At 40.9% G+C, this 18,970-nt stretch carries 13 protein-coding genes; 9 read left to right on the forward strand and 4 right to left on the reverse strand.

The annotated features are described in order from the left end of the window. The first annotated feature begins 241 nt into the window (after positions 1–241). The 3 genes from SAE01_RS03510 (at position 242) to SAE01_RS03520 (ending at position 3,755) form a co-directional block, all read left to right on the forward strand. Positions 242–751 carry a PPC domain-containing DNA-binding protein gene (locus tag SAE01_RS03510; protein WP_218029075.1) on the forward strand — a complete coding sequence of 170 codons (510 nt, stop codon included), beginning with the start codon at positions 242–244 and terminating at the stop codon, positions 749–751. A gap of 233 nt (positions 752–984) precedes the next feature. After that, positions 985–2,070: a porin family protein gene (locus tag SAE01_RS03515; protein ID WP_170234066.1), complete on the forward strand. Its 1,086-nt coding sequence runs from the start codon at positions 985–987 to the stop codon at positions 2,068–2,070. A gap of 326 nt (positions 2,071–2,396) precedes the next feature. After that, on the forward strand, positions 2,397–3,755 hold the full coding sequence (locus tag SAE01_RS03520; RefSeq protein ID WP_147202280.1) for a PhoPQ-activated pathogenicity-related family protein: 1,359 nt from the start codon (positions 2,397–2,399) through the stop codon (positions 3,753–3,755). A gap of 212 nt (positions 3,756–3,967) precedes the next feature. Here SAE01_RS03520 and SAE01_RS03525 read toward each other — a convergent pair whose 3' ends face one another. Then, positions 3,968–4,480 carry a DinB family protein gene (locus SAE01_RS03525; protein ID WP_147202281.1) on the reverse strand — a complete coding sequence of 171 codons (513 nt, stop codon included), beginning with the start codon at positions 4,478–4,480 and terminating at the stop codon, positions 3,968–3,970. A gap of 896 nt (positions 4,481–5,376) precedes the next feature. Between SAE01_RS03525 and SAE01_RS03530 the strand changes: the two genes are divergently transcribed. Beyond that, positions 5,377–7,404 (forward strand): site-specific recombinase, encoded by a 2,028-nt coding sequence (locus tag SAE01_RS03530; RefSeq protein WP_147202282.1) that lies wholly within the window; start codon positions 5,377–5,379, stop codon positions 7,402–7,404. Positions 7,405–7,651: 247 nt separating this feature from the next. On the opposite strand, the gene SAE01_RS03535 is transcribed toward SAE01_RS03530, so the two are convergent. Next, positions 7,652–9,340: a pectate lyase family protein gene (locus tag SAE01_RS03535; RefSeq protein ID WP_218029076.1), complete on the reverse strand. Its 1,689-nt coding sequence runs from the start codon at positions 9,338–9,340 to the stop codon at positions 7,652–7,654. Positions 9,341–10,195: 855 nt separating this feature from the next. On the opposite strand from SAE01_RS03535, the gene SAE01_RS03540 reads away from it, so the two are divergent. The 3 genes from SAE01_RS03540 to SAE01_RS03550 all read left to right on the forward strand — a co-directional run bounded on the left by SAE01_RS03540 (position 10,196) and on the right by SAE01_RS03550 (position 13,868). Further along, a complete protein-coding gene (locus tag SAE01_RS03540; RefSeq protein ID WP_147202283.1) occupies positions 10,196–12,379 on the forward strand; it encodes a family 1 glycosylhydrolase in 2,184 nt (727 codons plus the stop codon). Positions 12,380–12,541: 162 nt separating this feature from the next. Next, positions 12,542–12,808, forward strand: coding sequence for a hypothetical protein (locus SAE01_RS03545; RefSeq protein WP_147202284.1), 267 nt, complete (start codon positions 12,542–12,544; stop codon positions 12,806–12,808). 259 nt (positions 12,809–13,067) lie between these two features. Next, positions 13,068–13,868 carry a TspO-related membrane protein gene (locus SAE01_RS03550; RefSeq protein WP_147202285.1) on the forward strand — a complete coding sequence of 267 codons (801 nt, stop codon included), beginning with the start codon at positions 13,068–13,070 and terminating at the stop codon, positions 13,866–13,868. A 37-nt stretch (positions 13,869–13,905) separates the two neighbouring features. Here SAE01_RS03550 and SAE01_RS03555 read toward each other — a convergent pair whose 3' ends face one another. Next, positions 13,906–14,109 (reverse strand): KTSC domain-containing protein, encoded by a 204-nt coding sequence (locus tag SAE01_RS03555; protein WP_147202286.1) that lies wholly within the window; start codon positions 14,107–14,109, stop codon positions 13,906–13,908. A 261-nt stretch (positions 14,110–14,370) separates the two neighbouring features. Here SAE01_RS03555 and SAE01_RS03560 point away from each other — a divergent pair, with 261 nt between their 5' ends. Then, entirely contained in the window at positions 14,371–16,092 is a 1,722-nt protein-coding gene (locus SAE01_RS03560; RefSeq protein ID WP_170234067.1) for a tetratricopeptide repeat protein, read from the forward strand. A 189-nt stretch (positions 16,093–16,281) separates the two neighbouring features. On the opposite strand, the gene SAE01_RS03565 is transcribed toward SAE01_RS03560, so the two are convergent. Then, positions 16,282–17,301 carry a glycoside hydrolase family 43 protein gene (locus SAE01_RS03565; protein WP_147202288.1) on the reverse strand — a complete coding sequence of 340 codons (1,020 nt, stop codon included), beginning with the start codon at positions 17,299–17,301 and terminating at the stop codon, positions 16,282–16,284. 190 nt (positions 17,302–17,491) lie between these two features. Between SAE01_RS03565 and SAE01_RS03570 the strand changes: the two genes are divergently transcribed. Then, positions 17,492–18,970, forward strand: coding sequence for a M28 family peptidase (locus tag SAE01_RS03570; protein WP_218029077.1), 1,479 nt, complete (start codon positions 17,492–17,494; stop codon positions 18,968–18,970).

Consider the following 18,970-nt stretch of genomic DNA (forward strand, 5'->3'; position numbering starts at 1 on the left):
GTAGCATTTGAATTCAACATAGTGTGGCAGTATAATGTTTTGCCGTTACGCATGGTGAGTCATCTGCGACTGTAGGAGGCAATGAAGAGCTTATTTCGCCCTTGTTGGTATTCCTCGCAGCCTTACCAATTGCCTTTGCTAGTATTCCTTCACCTTGCTTTTAATTTATATGATTCGAACAAATCTTTTTCTGTGTGTTTAGACTCAAGCTTTGTTGTTATTCCTCCAATACCTTTATAACATGACATCATTTCTACGTTCGCTATTTATTTTACTGTTAATCCTGCCTTTGATTGCAAAAGTGAAGGCGCAAACATCTGTCGGTATGAAATCAAAAATGACTACTGTGACTTTAAGACTAAAGCCTAAAGAGGATCTTAAGGTCACGCTGGAAAAGTTTGTAAAAACAAACAAAATAAAAGCGGCTTGTATCATCACATGTGCAGGCAGCCTTGATGTTGCATCTATTCGGTTTGCTAATTTGTCCAATGCTACAAGGGTTCCCGGCAAGCTTGAAATAGTATCGCTAACGGGCACGCTGGCTGAGTCTGGATCACACATTCATATCTCCGTTAGTGACAGTAGCGGTAAAACAACCGGGGGGCATCTTCAGGATGGGTCTCTCATTTATACCACAGCAGAAATAGTAATAGGCATACTGCCTGACGTGGAGTTTAGCAGAGAGGCAGATCCAGCTTACGGTTATAAGGAGTTAATTGTAAAGCCAAAACCAAAGTCTGTTAGTCATTAAGCTTCTGGGCTAAATGAATTTTTGACCATAGAATTGTTTAAAGTATTTGTTCCGAAATGGATCTACTTGTAATTAAAAACTTTATTTCGTCTATAACGTGCTATCAATGCAGGGCAACGCAATAACAAGGAATTAACTGTTTCAAGAAATCTTGTAATGTTTTATATTAGAGGTAAGAGTTCCTAATCCGCTTGATTGGTAGTGCTCTTCTATTACCTGCTTAAATTCTTTCCGTGATAAAATTTGCGTTGATTTCGATTGCACTCCTGACCCAACCATTGTTTGCCCAAACAATCGGCGTGAAAGCAGGGCTAGCATTCGCTACCTATTCTGCCGTTAGTAATCGTGAAGCCAATCCTGCTGTGCCACGAACCATAAATAATACCTCATACAGGACCGGGCTTACCATCGGGGGCAGCGCCGACTTCCGGTTAGCCCAAAAACTCTTTCTTCGAACTGGTGTCGAAATGGTGATAAAGGGTGGACTGGAAGAGGGTACTTACACCTTCAACGGCACATCTTCTCCTTACCGACAAACCAACAACTTTGTCGGGTTCGATATCCCTATCCAGTTACTCTATAAAACAAAAGGAAGCGGAGCACCGCGGTTTATTTTAGGTGCGGGCCTTGTTCCCAGTTTACTTATCGAGAGCGGATTGAACCGGGGTGATTTAGGGCTGGGTGTGTTGGCCGGGTACGAGCTGAGCACAGGTGTGAATGTTAACCTTGCTTACAATGAAGGGTTAGTTGACGTGGCTACCCATTCTTTTGATTATAAGAGTTTAAAAAACCGCCACCTTGCTCTTACCATTGGGTATAGCTTCAAACAAAAAGACATTGCTGAGCGAAGTGTGTTTAAAACGATCAGGCAACAAACCACATCGGCTTCGAGGCCTGCAAGCGCCTTTTATGCAGAACTCGCGGGGCCCGGATTTCTGTCTTTCAATTATGACAGACGGCTTACCAAATCCTTTAAAGGACCTGGTATCCGTGCCGGCTTTGGAATCATTTTCAATTTTAATGATGTAGGGTTTACCGTGCCGGTTGCGTTAAATTACCTGTTGGGTGATAAAGCTCATTTCCTGGAACTGGCTGCCGGCAGTAGCTTTTATCATATCAAAGAAACAAACCAGGATGCCCCGTTTAATTTTTTAAAAACAAGCTTTCTGGCTCCCTTTGCCTGGCTCGGGTACAGGTACCAGCCCGTAGAAAGAAAATTTGTTTTTCGCGCGGGTTTTACAAAATTTATCGGTGTTCGTATGCCTAAGTTCCTGGATTTACCACATCCTTCTTTATCATTCGGTTATTCAATCAAATAAATGGAAGATAATATCTGCATCGGCTGTTGTTGTGATTAATCAGTAGTTGGATGATGTTTAGCTTCTTTACACGAACGTGATATAATTTATACAGCCTATTTTACTGCAATGTCTTAACCGGTACTTTTTGATTGCTACTAGAGGTCGTCGGTGTATAGTCTTATGAAAAGTATTGTGTCGGCCTACAACGTCTTCTATTTAGCATTCACAGAACTTTTCCATCTTTGATACGCAACATTCCGTCGCCCAGCATGGTATATCGATAACGGTAATCCTTGTTTTACTCCACGTGCTGAAGTACTTTTAAAAGACTAAAAAAAATAGCAATGATTAAATTTTACTGTAGAACGGGTATATCGCTTCTTTCCTTCATTTTTCTTTTATCTGCTACAAAGGCTCAAACCTCTATCACACCTGCGACAGCACTAAGTCATTATTTAAATAATGGCGACAAGTCGTATGAATGGAAGATCAGGGATTCTTCTACAATTGACAATGTAACAGTATACGGTTTACTGCTCACTTCTCAGAAATGGCGCGAGTATACATGGACGCATCAATTGAGCATACTAGTACCTAATGAAATTAAATATGATGGTGCCTTGTTATTTATTACGGGTGGTAGTATTAACAAAGAAGGGTTACCTAACTGGAGCGGTAAAGACGATGCGCTGATACAATCTTTTAGTACAATAGCTCAAAAAAACAACGCTGTTGTTGCCGTTTTAAGGCAAGCACCCAATCAGCCACTTTATGATAACCTTACTGAGGATGCTTTGATCTCTTTTACCCTACATAACTTCCAAAAAGATGGAGACTATTCATGGCCGTTGCTCTTTCCGATGGTTAAAAGTGCCACCCGTGCAATGGATGCAGTGCAGGAATTTACGAAACATAAGCGGGCGCATACTATCAACCGTTTTGTTGTATCTGGGGCTTCGAAACGTGGTTGGACAACATGGCTTACAGGTGCGAGTGACAAACGTGTTACTGCCATCGCGCCTATGGTTATTGACATGCTAAACATGCCTGTAAGTATGAATTACCAGGTGAAAGTCTGGAACGATTACAGTATCCAGATTGAAGATTACGTGAAGCTTGGTATTGTACAAAACATGGGGAATGAAAAGGGAAAAGCACTTGTTACCATGATAGATCCTTATTCTTACCGTAAAAAGTTGACGATGCCTAAAATGATTTTTATGGGCACCAACGATGAGTACTGGCCCATCGATAATATCAAGAATTACTACGATAGTATTCCCGGTACTAACCTCATTCATTATATACCCAACGTTGGTCATAGTATGGGAGACAAGCAAGAGGCAATGATGAACCTGAACGCATTTTTTGGCATGACAATTAACCATACAAGTTATCCCGTATGTTCCTGGAAGGCCACCAATAGTAGCAAAGGTCTACAACTAACTATTAATGCAACCGCAAGTAAGCTGACTGATGTGATCATCTGGACTGCTGACTCAAAGGATATGGACTTCCGTAATGATAAATGGACCTCTAAAAGTTTGGGTATAAAAAACACATCCACAGTGAAAGCGTTAGAAGCTTATCCTGAAAACGGCTACCGTGCTTTTTATTTGAACTTAAAATACAAAGATGCTAATGGCGGTGAATACGCAGAGAGTACAAGAGTATTTATGACCGATAATAAGAAAGTTCTTTAAACCTTTTTGCGGCATTTTTTATTTTAGGGCAAACACCAAAAGCTTTTTTTACTCGCTACATGATGTTGAGAGTTGTTGCTGTAGAACAGTAACAAAGACTCTAAAGTAACATGTGAAGTGATCAATAAAATAAAGCACCTATTGTAGGACCTGCCTTCTACAAATAGGTGCTACAAAATTCATCAAATGAAGTCTTGCTTTATTTCAAAACTTTAATTACTTGCTGCAGCCATTGCCTCCATGTCCTCGGCAGTTGGGCCGTAAATTGAAGGATTTCGAACTCCCATGCTTCTATAGTACGTACTTAACTGCCCGCGGTGGTGGATGATGTCGAACATGAACATCCAAAAGATGTTCATCATTGGATAAGCAAATACTTTATTGCCGTTGACGCGGAACTCAACAATTTGATCGTCCCAGGTTTTGTCATCTACAGACTGCAATTTTTCCATCAGGAGCTTAGCATATTTCTCAAAATAAGAAGCAGCCTCATCAATGCTTTCAAAGGTTTTTCCGTTCTCCTCATTGGCAATAGAAGTATCTACCGCATTGCAAATCGCTTCAGCATGAGAAAGCATGTGCCCGATAATTTCTGACGCTGATCTTGCCTTCGAATGGCATCTGTAATCTAGTTTGCTCATATCTGTGGGCAGTCCTCTTACGGCAGCAAGCGTTCTTTCCATTTCTGCTCCCCAGGTTTTAATAAAAAATTCTTTGTTTGTCATTTTCTTTGAAATTTAAATTGTGATGGTATAGAAAATTCCTTTTGTGTTAAGGTGTTAATAGGGTGCAATGCAGTAAGCCGGTTTGTTACTTCCTGGCTTTATGTTGTCTTAAATAGTACCAGGCATTTAGATAAAGCAATGTTTGTAGTCCTCACCTTGGCTTAGCCGGTCCTCGCAAATTCTGAAAACTTAAATTGTAGAAGCAAATTATGTAGTCCTTACTTCGGGTCCCTTCATCCATACACTATATCGTGTAAATAGTGTGAGCAGAACATCCTCCGTCAGAAAGGGAGATTTGAGTTCAGCTTATAAATATAGGCAGGAGATTTATCTTTGTCAAGACGTGTTACTTTAAATCAATATTGCGTTATCGCATCGGATTAAGGATATAGATTGAAAATATTTTAGTTGATTAACTTCCTCGTGTCAGCTTCAGTAAGGGAAACGCGCTAATAAGTGTCGAGGCAACTACTACCGCAGCAATGTGCGACGCAACGGCAGCTAAATAGCAATTCGAATGAACTGGTTCAAAAGCTTTCGAGACAAAACAGCGAAGAACTATGACTGTTCTTCACTCATAATATAAAAAGGAATAGTTGTCTTTAGCTGCATTTTTCACTACAAGATTACTGTCGGCTTGAGGTGTTAGCTCCTCAATTCGCCCTCAATAATTTTCTACCCGCCAACATCAGCTCGGTTTTCCTCCCTTATGCAGAATGTTTTTTTGGATTAACATTTATGGTTAAACGCATATAACTACTTCTACGACTGGTTCTTATAATATTCCTGTTATTGGTTCAAATATTATTTCTCCGGCAGATATGGAATGAATGACCATTATTGATGAAGAGGCACGATTTAGGAATTAAGCGAGTAAAAATATTACACCTTATTCTATGGAGTACTCTAGCGGGGCAGGGAAACACGAGGCGGTTTCTAAACAGGGAGCTGAAGCGCCTGTAATAAAAATAGATGCGATTTATAACGGTTTGGAGTATCTCGTTGAATTGGTAAAGCAGATCCGTCCTGCCCGTGCTTCTAATTATAAAGAGGCCGAGCTTAAATTTCGAGCACTCTTTTACCAGCTGCAAACAGACAGAAATTCTTTGCTTTCGTTGCAAAAAGCCCTGTTGTCGCAGCTCTTAAACAGCAGCTTTGTTCCTGCCCTTGTAGAAAGTGGTTTGCCGGCTTGGAGGGGATTTATGCACGAGTTAGGCAAAAAAATAAAATACAAAATATTACCTCCTCTCTTGGAGCCAAAAAATTTTCTATACGTCATCAATCATGTCTTTTACAAACACGATGATCATATTTGGGTGCAGCGCATTGACAAGCAATTATGGATCGAATTCTTTAAGTTATTAGGTATTGAGTTGAATGTAAAGAATGAAATTATACTGCAGCAGTTGAATGAAGCCCTGCATATTTTAGATCAGCGAGCTGTTACACTTGGCTTGGAGAAAGAAGTGATGGGCAGCTACCTCAACATTAATTACCAGGAGTATTCTTTCTTTCTGCTTGACGAGGCGGTACAAAATTATTTGATTTCATATACCGGCAAAAAACCATCGGATGACATTACAGAAGCAGTTACCAAAATAGTTGATGCTGTAAGAATTTGCAAACAAAGGTTGGATGATGTAAGTCATCGACGCATTAAAAATGGTACGAGTCTTTCGCAAACCTATATTCTGACACGAATAGAACAACACCTTGAAAGAATACTCTTGATTGCGGACCTGCTTGATCGTGACAATTCTTTTGATGAAGACAGGTTTTTAGATTATTTTATAAGAGTGGTTACTTTCGAAAAGAAAAAAAACAGTATTCGCGAATTCCTCAGCACAAACCTTGCTTTTCTTGCTTTTAAGATAACGGAACATGGTGGTAACAGGGGTAAAAAATACATTACGGCTACGCGTAAGGAATACTGGTCGATGATAAAATCTTCAATGGGTGGCGGGTTTATAGTATCGTTCACTGCACTAATAAAAAATCTTATAACTAAGGTTCCTCTGCCTCCCTTTTGGCTCGGCTTTACATATAGTATTAATTATGCGTTGGGTTTTCAGTTAATGCACGAGACACACACTACACTCGCCACGAAGCAACCTGCTTATACAGCCTCAGCAATTGCAGCTTCTGTTGATTATTTCAAAGAATATCAAAAGTCGGGACTATATATGATTGCTATTACTGTTGCGCGTACTGCACGTACCCAGCTTGCATCATTCTTTGGAAATCTCATAGTTGTTTTTCCACTCTCGTATGGTCTGGCTGCTTTATACCACTTAATCACAGGCCACTATCTGCTCGACAATAAGGAAGCCGTTCATATGCTTAAGGAACAACATCCCTTTATGAGCCTTTCCATTTTGTATGCATGTTTTACCGGTGTCGCTTTATTTTTAAGCGGCTTGATAGGTGGTTATATAGAAAATGGAATTCATTATGGAAACGTGGCAGAACGACTTAAAAATAGCCCTAAGTTAAAGAACTCGTTATCTCCCAAGACGCTTGAAAAAATAACAGGGTATGTTGATAATAATATGGGTGCCTTAGTTGGCAACGTAGCACTTGGATTTTTCCTTGGAATGGCAGGTTTCTTTGGAAAGATTTTTGGCCTTCCATTCGATATAAGACACATTACTATATCCTCCGGGAACGCAGCAATGGCTTATTATACCACAGGGAATACTCCCGGAATTACTTTTTTGCTTACTGTTTTTGCCGGCATTTTGCTGATCGGATTATTTAATTTCCTCGTAAGCTTTGCGCTTGCATTTTATGTAGCTGTACGAAGTCGTGGTGTGCGTTTAAAAGACTACCCGGGATTAGCGGCAGTAGTTACAAAATACTTCTTAAAGTTCCCTTTAGAGTTTTTCTACCCGCCTAAGTCTGAAATGAAAAAAAACCTCGATTAGCGAAAAGTTGGTAAAAGGGCATTTTGATAATTTAAATCAGGACTTTATGAGGGCAGACACCAAGCATTAAATCGAAAAAAATTTTATTGTAGGGCCTGCTGCTTGTTCAACATAGACTCTTAATATTTGCAACAAGGGTAAAAAATCCTTGCTCCTGTATGCCTGGAGGCTTTAAGAGGTTTAGAGCTTTTTTGCCCCTTTTTGTATTTACTAGACAAGCCTCCGCAAATATTCTTATTTGCGACAGTTATCTCACATCCACTTTTACATTTCTAAACATATAAGTATTGTCGCTAACTCTAAGTGCCTTGCCACTGGCAGTAGTCACATTCCTCAGTGTAACTTCCTTAGTGATCACGTAGGGGAATTTCTCCTTATAAGATTCGGAAGTCATTTCAGGATTAAAATTGGCGAAAATAGCTGGCCCCTGGTAATTCTCAGGATGGTTGGAGTCGTCGATACGGAGGTTTTCAATAATGATTCGCTCAGGCATGTAGCAGGTGTAACCGAAATCGTGCTGCCCTGAATAAGATCCACCAATGAGGGAAGCGCTGGTAGGTCTGCCATTCGCAGGTACAAAAATGCAGTTGCGAATCACGAAGGTACCCTGCCATGTGCTGCCGTAGTCGGACCGGAGATTAACGAGTGTACTACCACGAATAGTGCTATTCTCGACCGTCAAAGTGCCGCTGCCAATAGCGTTGTTGCCCATATGTCCAAGCGTCGAGTTTCGAATGGTAGCATTGGCTACTCCCATATGAGCATCGAAGCGTGAAAAGACACAACTATCATACAGCATATTCTTACAGTAGTTTGACCCCAGGATGCCCCAATATGTGCGGTCATTGATATCATTTGTCTGGCTGCAATTAATGAAGGATACATTTAGGGCGCGATTGGCAGATAGATCATAAGTGCCCATTGTTACCGGTTTGCCTGCAGCACCAATAGTACTGTAGGTTTTGTGGCCGGTTAGTATAGTGTTCCTGATGGTGACGTAAGCGCAGTCGCCAATATTAAGGAAGCCTCCGTAGGGCGCTCCCTGGTCTCCTTCGCCGGTAATACGATGTTCTACACCATCAATAATAACATTAGAGCGTCTGATCGCGATGTTTCGGCTGTAATAGGTATACTTTGATTCCGCCTTATTTGCAATGGTAGTGAAACGTCCCCCTTTGATCGTTAAAGGTTTTTCATCGATGGGAAGGGCACTGATTTTTGTAATCTGCTCGAAGTCCCAAATGATGGGAGCATTCATATCCACCTTTCCGTTTTTATCCACCATGAAAATATCGGTCTGAGCTGCTCCATTGTTTTGGTTCAGTCCGAACCGGATGTAGCGCTTCACCTGCGAATTTGTTACTGTAACCAAACAAGGCCCGGGCAAGGAAGCGTCAATCTTTTCCTGGTTCCGCTTAAGAGTAGACACTCCTTTTAACTCGAACGCTTCAAGACTGGAACTGATCACGAAAACTGAGGCATTAATATTCTGCACTTCGGTATCGTCAATGATGAAGGATGCCTTTCCAAAATCTGTATTAGTGCGGATGACAGCGGTGCGCTCCTTACCACTAATGTAGTAGGTAGCACCCTCGTTCGCTTTTACCGACAGGCCTTGCTGATTTGCGAAAGCGTGGGCGCCGGCAATAGCATTAATATCATCGGTCTTTCCATCACCACGAGCCCCAAAGTCGCTATACAGAATCCATCCTCTTCTTTTGAATTTACTCACATCATTTTGTGAGACGTTCACCTGTAGCTGCCCGTTTTCATTGGTACTTACCTGGGTTTTCTGATTTAGGGTCGTTATGATAACCTTATCTATAGGCTTTTCGCTCTGCCCCGTTGCCGAGATTGCCCCAAAGAATAGGATGAATAGGAAGGTGCCTTTGAATGGTAGTTTTGGTGAGGGTAGGAGTTCAAGCAAGTTCTTCATATGGCAATAAGTGTGTCAGCAGTTTTTGTTCTGCGTTACAGGCCTTCGAAATTATTCCTTTTTTTGTCTGAACTAATATTGATTCTGTGGTGCGTCTGTATTGTTGAATCAAACCCAAGACAATGGTCAAAATTGAAAAACTTTCTAGAAATGTAGCTGCTTTTTATGTTATGAATCGAACGTCAGTAAGGGCCGGGGAAAAAATAAAAAGTACAAGAGAGTGACACAACAATGCTTAATAGATTTCTACAGTTTGTCACCCAGAACTAAAAACATTACGAAGCCCAAAGTGATGGCTACAATAGACAACGACAATAAAACCAGAGAAAGTTGAGGGGGCCAATTAGAATAAACATATGTAAAAAAATACACAACTGATACGATCACTCGCATCTGCCTTTTTCTTTTAGTGCATTGTTAGAGCTTCAATAATAAATAATGCTTCTTTTTATTTCCGGTAAGGGTACTCTTCTGGAAAGCAGCTATTTGCGCCTCCAAAAGCGCCACGTATTCGACGATTTTTTTTTTATACTCTTTTAAGTAATGATGGAAAAAAGATTGAAACCAGTTTTTGTTTAAAACTGGCATGTGTTTTCCATTAGATGTTAAAACATTAGGCGTGTGGAGATAGGTGTAGTAATGAGGGGATGATGTATGGGGGGAAGCTATTTCTTCACTTGCAGCGCTTAAAACTCCTCATAAGAATATACCTGGTCTTACCGCAAGTATTCTTCTTTATCACTAAAAATTCAACCAACACAAAAAAGGCTTCGTGAACTCTTTCGATAAGGAAGGGTGCTAGTAATATATTGGACGAAACCGGGAGACAATAGTGTTAGTAAAAAATAAGATTTTATGGAAAAGGAAATAGCGATTTGGGGTGGAGTGGAATGCACCGTAAACAGGGTAGGAGAGCAGTATTTTGATCAATCAGAATATTCAGGGCATTATAACAGGGGAACAAATGATATTGATCTGATTGGTTCCTTAGGTATTAAAATGCTGCGGTACCCCGTACTTTGGGAAAAGCACCAGCCAATAAAAGATGGTGCAATAGATTGGAGCTTTATAGAAAAGAATTTAGAAAGGCTAAGAGAACTGGAGATTGTGCCTATTGCAGGACTTGTTCATCATGGAAGCGGCCCGCGACACGTAAATTTTTTTGATGGTAGTTTCGAAAAAGGGTTGGCAGAATATGCCAGGCTTGTGATAGAAAAGTTTCCTTGGTTAGAGTATTTTACTCCTGTCAACGAACCTTTAACCACTGCAAGATTCTGTGGACTATACGGCCATTGGTATCCACATGGTACCAGCGATTACAGCTTTTATAAAGTATTGCTGAGCGAGTGTAAAGCAACGGTAATGGCGATGCAGGAAATCAGGAAGTTTAAGCCTAATGCAAAGCTTATACAAACGGAGGACCTTGGTAAGAGTTACAGCACGCCTCTACTTGCATACCAGGCCGAGTTCGAAAACCAACGTCGTTGGATATCGTATGACCTCCTCTGCGGTAAAGTAAACGAGCAACATCCCATGTGGGAACCCTTGGTTGAGGCAGGAATAAGTGAAAGTGAAATTCTTTATTTTACTGAAAATAATTGTGTTCCACATGTGGCTGGTTTCAATTACTACATCACTTCCGAACGCTATCTCGACCATGAGATGAACAAGTATCCTGAACAATATCATGGAGGTAACGGCAAACATACATATGCTGATATAGAGATTGTAAAAGTGCCGCTGAAACAAGAAAACGGCCTGTCTGTATTATTGCATGAAGCGTGGGAACACTTACAAATACCACTAGCGATTACAGAATGTCATCTCCATAGTACCCGCGAAGACCAGATGCGCTGGTTCAACACGGTATGGAAGACGGTTAACAAGGTAAAAGACGAAGGGGTTGACATAAGAGCCATTACTGCATGGGCAATATTTGGATTAACCGGTTGGAATAAATTGGTGACAGAACCATGGGGCGTATATGAGCCGGGCGTGTTCAACGTTAGTTCAAACTGCCCGAGGCCCACGGCCTTAGCCCGTTTTATTCAGGAGCTAACGCAACATAAAGTTTACTACCATCCGGTATTAGATAATGAAGGCTGGTGGCAGCGGGCAAACAGGCAACAATACGGTGTAAAAAAGGTGGTTCAAATGAAGAGGAAAAAGCTGGCTAATTGTAGTCCACTACTCATACTCGGCCACGATACTTTGGCAACTGCCTTTGCCCGCATTTGTGAGGACCGCAACATTCATCACCTGTTAATTAGCAGTACCGAGCTCAATACTAACGACGAGCAAACGGTGGAGCAGGTAATAAGGGAGTTAAAGCCGTGGAGCATAGTGGATGCGTCAGGTTACTTTCAACTTGATGAGGCAGAGTCAGATATAGAAGCATGTCTCAACACGAACTGCAACGGCCCCGTCTTGCTCTCTTCCATTTGCAAGAAACACAACATTCGGTTCCTTACATTTTCGACGGACCAGGTTTTTAACGGCGCAAAGGATGGCGCGTATACAGAAAGTGATGTTGTCGACCCATTAAATATCTATGGGTTAAGCAAGGCGCTGGCGGAGGAGAAGATTAGGGCAAACAATCCTAACGCATTGATTATTCGAACAGGTAATTTCTTTGGCCCGTGGGATCAAGCGAACTTTGTTTCGACAACGCTTGCAGAGTTACGAGAAGGCCGTACAATAACTGCCGCGGACGATGTAACCATTTCGCCTGGCTATGTGCCTGACCTCGTACATGAGTCTCTCGATCTTTTGCTGGACTGTGCACAAGGGATTTACCACGTAAGCAATAGTGGAAAAACATCATGGGCAAATTTTGCTACGCTTATAGCAATGATGGCAGGTTATGATACTTCGCTCGTACAAGGCGTTTCGATAGATCAAATGGGATATTTAGCTCCCCGACCTCAGAATAGTCTATTGGAAAGTGAAAAGGGTATCAAACTTCCATCATTTGAAACTGCATTGCAGCACTATTTTGAAGCCTACGGAAGCAATTATCAAACTGGTATTGCTGTGTAACAATGTATTGCCAGGTTGAGCTGTGCTGTGAAGAAATCCCGGTTAGTATTTACGCTGTAATAGCGATTGCTTGAACGTTAGAAGCAGACCAGCAGACCCGGTACTATTAATCTTTTTTGGCATATTTTATGAATTTGCTTTAAAGTACTTAAACAAGTTTCAATGTTTCAATCCAACAAAATATTGTATGAGTGTTTTGAAAAAAACAGCTCTGTGTATGAGTGTGTAATTTCTCCAAACCAAGAGGGCGATGAGTATAAAGAGTCGGACGTACAATTTCATGTTATCTTAAAACCACCGTATGAAAATGAGTATTTAATTTTTCAACTATATTCTACCGGTGACGGCCACTGGTGTCCCGATAAAAAAAAGCTGATTGATCCCTGGGTGGCAGATGCAATAGGGAGAATTATTGTTGAAAATTTCTAAGCGGTACCCCCTCCCGTTTTCCTTTATTAATCCACTCAAGTACGTTACATCGTTCTAACAATTACAAAAGCTTAGTGCTTTCCTTAACGACTTCTTGCCTGCTCCGCATTCATATTCCCTATTTATATTCATCCACCGAAGCTTATCGAACCTACTCTTCTCTTTTAGCAAAATAGTAAGGACGACTAAAGGCGTAGAAATTGCTTTAAACCTTTCATGCAGAAAAACTGTATAAGACATAAAGTGTTTTAAAAATACTATGCGAAGTAGCTCGAGGAACATATTGCTGGCAAACACAGTTTCATTAATACTAGTGTTGTTTTCCAACTTCGTTGGCGGATCAGGAAAGTTTATAAACAAAACAGTCGGTGAGATAAGCAACAAATACGATACACTTTTTACGCCGGCCGGATACGCCTTTATCATCTGGTCTTTAATATTCCTACTATCTATTTGCTTTTGCATTTATCAATGGTACTTGTTCAGGAAGGGTGATCCGAAAAATATTATTGCGCGCACTAGTTACTGGTTCACGCTAAGTAATGTGATGAATATGCTCTGGCTGTTTTGCTGGCTCAACGAGTGGCTTGGACTTTCTGTAATTGTAATAGTGCTGCTTTTAATCTGCCTCTGTGTTCTTACCGTTCGCCTTCGACTTGAACTAGATGACGACCCTGTACAAATCATATTTTTTGTATGGTGGCCAATCACAGTTTACCTGGGCTGGATCATGGTAGCTACCATAGCTTGTGTTGCAGCGTGGCTGGTCTCTATTGGTTTTCAAGGTGGCTTTGTTGCCCCAGAAACGTGGACGATCACCATGATCGTTATTGCCACTGCTCTGTTCCTTTACCTAATCCGAAAACGGAATCTAAGAGAAGCTTCACTGGTAGGAGTGTGGGCTTTTATTGCAATTGCAATTAAACAATGGCAGGTACATCAAACTATTTCTATAACTGCGATAACTGCATCAATTGTTTTATTAGTAGCCGCCACTATTCATGGTTATAAAAACAGGGAAACCAGTCCTGTTGCAAAGCTCCAGCGGGGTGAATGGTGATGATAGTTGAGTTAGATGATCTTAAAATGAGTGCCCTTTATTGAACTCCTACCTTTTCGAAAGCATACTTTCCTTTTATATGATTGTTGAAGTAAATTCCTTTGGAACCGGAAGTAATCATCGCCCTATACGTTTCTTCGGGAACATCTTTATAATTATATACTAGTCCGGAAACAAACGTGATTGTTAGCGTTTTTGTTTCAGCGCTATAGCTTGATTTTAAAATGACTGTTGATGGCATTGCGCACGTTTGTTATCACTTATTAAATCGTTTTAAAAACTGTACCAAAAGAACCAATTAAAAGCTGCGAAGTGTTCGTGTTTCCGAGGCATAAAAGCGGAATGCATTTATTCTTTGTTGCCTTCCTCCCGAAGTTTTAGTTTAAATGATTTTGGGCCAAAAAAGTACTTAATAGAAGAAATGCGAATTGAACCTCTTGCACATCCAAGCTTAGTTTGCTAACTTTTAGTCTTCTTACCTATAATTTTTTATATGAGAAAAATGCCCATATTACTGACGGTAATTGCTGCATTCATTTCTGCTGCAGCTTTTAAAAAGGCACAGTTAAAAGAAGTTGATACTCCTCAAACTATTCAAAGTATACTTCGACAGAAAGCCTTTAGTATCAGATGCTCTCCCTTATATATTCCGACAGGCGAAGACATGATACCGGCATTATCAGGTTGGGGTAATTACTCATGGAAGATCACAACAGCTTCCGACAGCGCGCAGTTTTATTTCGACCAGGGGATCAATATGTATTATGCCTTTCATATTATAGAATCAAGGGCGTCATTTCAGAAAGCAATTTATTTCGATTCTACCTGCGCAATGGCCTGGTGGGGTAAGGCTTTAGCGTTTGGACCGAACATAAATGACTTTGGTTACCAGCGGCCTTCTGAAGCTTATTCTTCAGCAGTTAAGGCAAAGCAGCTTTCCAGCAATTGCCTGCAACTCGAAAAGGATTTGATTGATGCTATCGCAGTTCGATATAGTAGGGATACAGCAACAGATCAGTCTAAACTGAATGTTTTTTATAGAGATGAGATGGCTAAAGTTTATAAAGCGCACAGCAGCAATGTTGATGTAAATGCGTTGTATGCTGATGCGCTAATGTTGTTGCATCCGTGGGATTTATATGACCACAATTACCAGCCTAAAAAATGGACGCCCGAACTAGTACAGGTGATAAAACAAGCTCTTACTTTAAATGCAAAACACCCTGGCGCTAATCATTATTTTATTCATGCAGTTGAAGCTTCTTCAAGGCCAGCCGATGCTCTAAGGAGTGCCGAGTTACTGTCGGAAAGCATGCCCAGTGTTTCGCATATTACGCATATGCCTTCCCACATTTTTATTCGTACAGGGTACTATAACAAAGGCATCCAGGTAAATGATAAAGCGGTTGAAGGTTATGCTAAATACAGCGCATCGTTTGCACCAACTACTGAAAATATTGCATTGTATAGTTTACACAATTTGCATATGAAATTGAATTGTGCACAAATGGCGGGGAATTATAAAGAGGCGATGGATGGATCGAAAGAACTATCAAAGCAAATTCCGGCGTTTTATCTAACCATACCCGGTGCACTGGGAAACCTCGTACAATACCTCGATCAATCAAAGCTTTTTACTGATGTCAGGTTTGGAAAATGGGACGAAATTTTAACCACCTCCATTGTAGACTCTTTGCCCTATACAGGACTATTGCAGCAGTTTGCAAGAGGAGTAGCGTTTGCAAGAAAAAATAAATTATCAGAAGCTCGAGCATCGTTAATAGCACTGCAGTTGAAGATGAAAAATGAAACATTAAAAGAGCCTCTTGTCCCCTTTAATTCAGCTTATAGCTCTGCTGTAATTGCCGAGCAATTGCTAATGGGCATAATAGCGGAAGAGCAGCACGATTATACAACTGCCATAACTCATTTTCAACTGGCCGTAGATGCTGAAGATAAACTGATCTATAATGAACCAAGAGATTGGTTACTGCCCTCAAGACAGTATTTAGGAAATGTATTGCTTAAAGCAAAAAAGTATACAATGGCGGAGGAAGTTTTTAAAAAAGACCTTTCTATAAATCCCAACAACGGCTGGTCGTTGACTGGTTTGAAGACCGTCTATACGTCAACTCGTAATGCTGCCGCATTGGCGAGCACAAATGCAAGACTCAAAAATGCATGGCTGATAAAAGACACAGAAATTAAACAGGCAGTTTTTTAAAGGAAGCTTTCAGATTGAAAAGTAGGAGTTAATACACCTTGAATGTTAGGTATTGAACTGCCTGATAAATTATATTCCTCCCGTTTGAAAGGCTGGCGTCCAATGTGGCATTTCACAGTTTATGTAATATAAAAAACTTGCTCCCCTGCTTGTCAATTTTTTTAAAACTAGTTTCATGTCTTTAAGCCCTTACTTCAACTGCCGTAAGAAACGAAATGATGCAGAGTCTGCCACCAATTTATCAACACCACTTTTGCTATCTGTGACAAACTTAATCCCCATGATAGCAGTCTTACGGGGTGCTACTTTGTCGGGAGAATTGTGGGTATGAAAAACATAAGATAATTGCTCTTTACTGCCTTTAAAGATATCGCCATGACCGCTTCCTTTTTGGCCGGTAACAGAACGGTGGATGATAGGATTACTTTCGTATTTCTTCCATGGACCCAAAGGTGTTGCACTTGTGGCGTAGCCTACTGCATAATCAATACTTCTAAAGTCGTTGGCGCTATAGATGAGGTAATAAAGGGACTTATGTTTTATAACTGTAGGGCCTTCAGTTACTGACCATTTATCCTTGGCCGTGTTTTCCCACTGCGTGTCCGCTTCTATACAAAGCTTTGCTGTTTCATTCTTTTGGGATAGCATATCGTCACTCATCTCCGCAACATAAATTCTATTACCTCCATTTGCAACAACCACGTAGTACATATACTTTTTGCCATCATCATCTATAAAAATAAAGGGATCGATTTGTTTCGTGTCTTCAGCTATAGGCTTCAAAATGGTGGATGAAAAAGGACCTAAAGGGCCGCTTCCTGCAGCTATACCAATATGCTCATTAGCGGCATATGTTATGTAAACTTGATTGTTATACCTCAATACCTGCGGCGCCCAAAATTGTGCAGTTCCAAAAGCATCTCCTTTACGAAGGGCGTAGCCTTCCTTTTCACCAACTGGTCCTTTCCATGTTTTTAGATTTTTCGAAGAATACACCGCAAAACCTTCATTGTATCGCACTCCTCCTGTTCCGTACAAGTAGTAGGTTCCTTTGTCGTAGAATATTGTAGGGTCAGCGATGTACAAATATTCTTCGTCTCCGATAAGTTGTTGTTTTGTTGGAATAGTTCCTCTGGAACAATAACCGAACACAACAGCTATCAATGGTAATAGGTAAAGGTTTTTGTTTTTCAGTGTATTCAAATACATGAATGAGTTGTTTGAAGCTTTTGAAGCAGTTTATTCTATAAGACGATAAAGATATTTTCAAACTACTGTCATACCAATTCGCATTATTCATTCCGGAGGTAGTGAAAGTTCTTTACCGCCGATCTCCTCATCCTCTGAAATACTCTTTTACCTTTGGGTCATCTTCCACAAACAAGTATCACACATGAGAATGAAAGTATTGTCAATTGTCTTTTTCGCGATCAGCACGACAACTTATGCGCAAACAAATAGAAGTACACTTGTACCGCCAGCTCTATCGGCGATTAAAGAAGGTGACTTAAAAAAGGATCTGTATGAAATGGCGAGTGATCATTTTGCAGGAAGAGAAGCCGGAACCCTCGATGAATTAAAGGTGTCGATGTGGTGGGCAGAAAAATTGCGCGCCGCAGGTTTGAAACCGGTAGGAGAGGACGGCACCTATTTTCAGTTCTTTTCCTTAAAACGAAATCGCATTGCAGCGAACTCAAGTGTTGTTATAGGCAACGACTCTTTGCAACTATGGAAAAATGTGTTGGTAGCCATCACTACGCCTGCAAAGGTTTCAGCACCGGTTGTTTTTGTTAGCAATGGTGCAAAAGCAGATCTTGATAAAGCCGATGTAAAGGGTAAAGCTGTGGCAATACAAGCCTCGCCTGAAGGAATTAATCTGGATGTGTCTTTATGGGAAAGACGATACATGGGCTACGTGTTGAATAAATTTAGAACAGACTTGATTAATCGTGGTGCTGCCGCTATTATTTTGATTACAGATGAACGTGGAGAACAAAGCTGGAACCAGGTATTGCCTGCGATGCAAAGAGGTCTGTATGACATTGAGGGCGGACCAAACACAGTTGCCGCTTCCAGTATTCCTGTCTTCTGGTTGCATGGAAGCGATATTAATCGTGTTAAGAACGAAGGGGCTATGTTAAATGCTACTATTAACATTGAACATTTTGAATACCCTTCAGTAAACATTATAGGTAAAATTGAGGGCAGCGATAAGGAGCTTTCTAAGGAATATGTTTTGTTCAGCGGACACCAGGATCATGATGGCGTTCGATTGGCTTACGGCACCGATTCTATTTATAACGGTGCAGATGATAACGCCACGGTCAGTGTTGCCTTGCTGGCAATCGCACGTGCATTCAAAGCAAATCCGGGAAAACGGTCAGCGTTATTTGTATGGCATGGAGCCGAAGAGCGCGGGCTGCTTGGTTCTAAGTGGTACGCTTCGCATCCCACCGTTCCTAAGACGTCTATTGTTGCTGTTTTAAACGGTGATATGATCGGGCGGAATAACCCCGATAGTGCTGCTTTGTTGGGAGCTCAAGCGCCTCATAAAAATTCTACTGAGTTGGTCAATATGGCTATGCAGTCAAACAATGAAGGTTCGAAATTTAAACTGGATACTTTATGGGATAAGCCCACACATGTTGAAGGTTGGTACTTCCGAAGCGATCATTTGCCTTATGCCCGTGCCGGTTATCCTGCTATTTTCTTTACCACGCTCTTGCATCCTGACTATCATACACCTATGGATGAAGCGTCAAGAATTGATTACGCGAAGTTGAAAAGGATGACTGATTGGATGTATCGAACAGGTTGGAAAGTAGCCAATACAAACAAACGTCCTGCTGTTGAGCCTGGGTTTAAATTAGAGCGATAG

Origin of the sequence: Segetibacter aerophilus (assembly GCF_007991655.1) — a bacterium.
Classification (GTDB): Bacteria; Bacteroidota; Bacteroidia; order Chitinophagales; family Chitinophagaceae; genus Segetibacter; species Segetibacter aerophilus.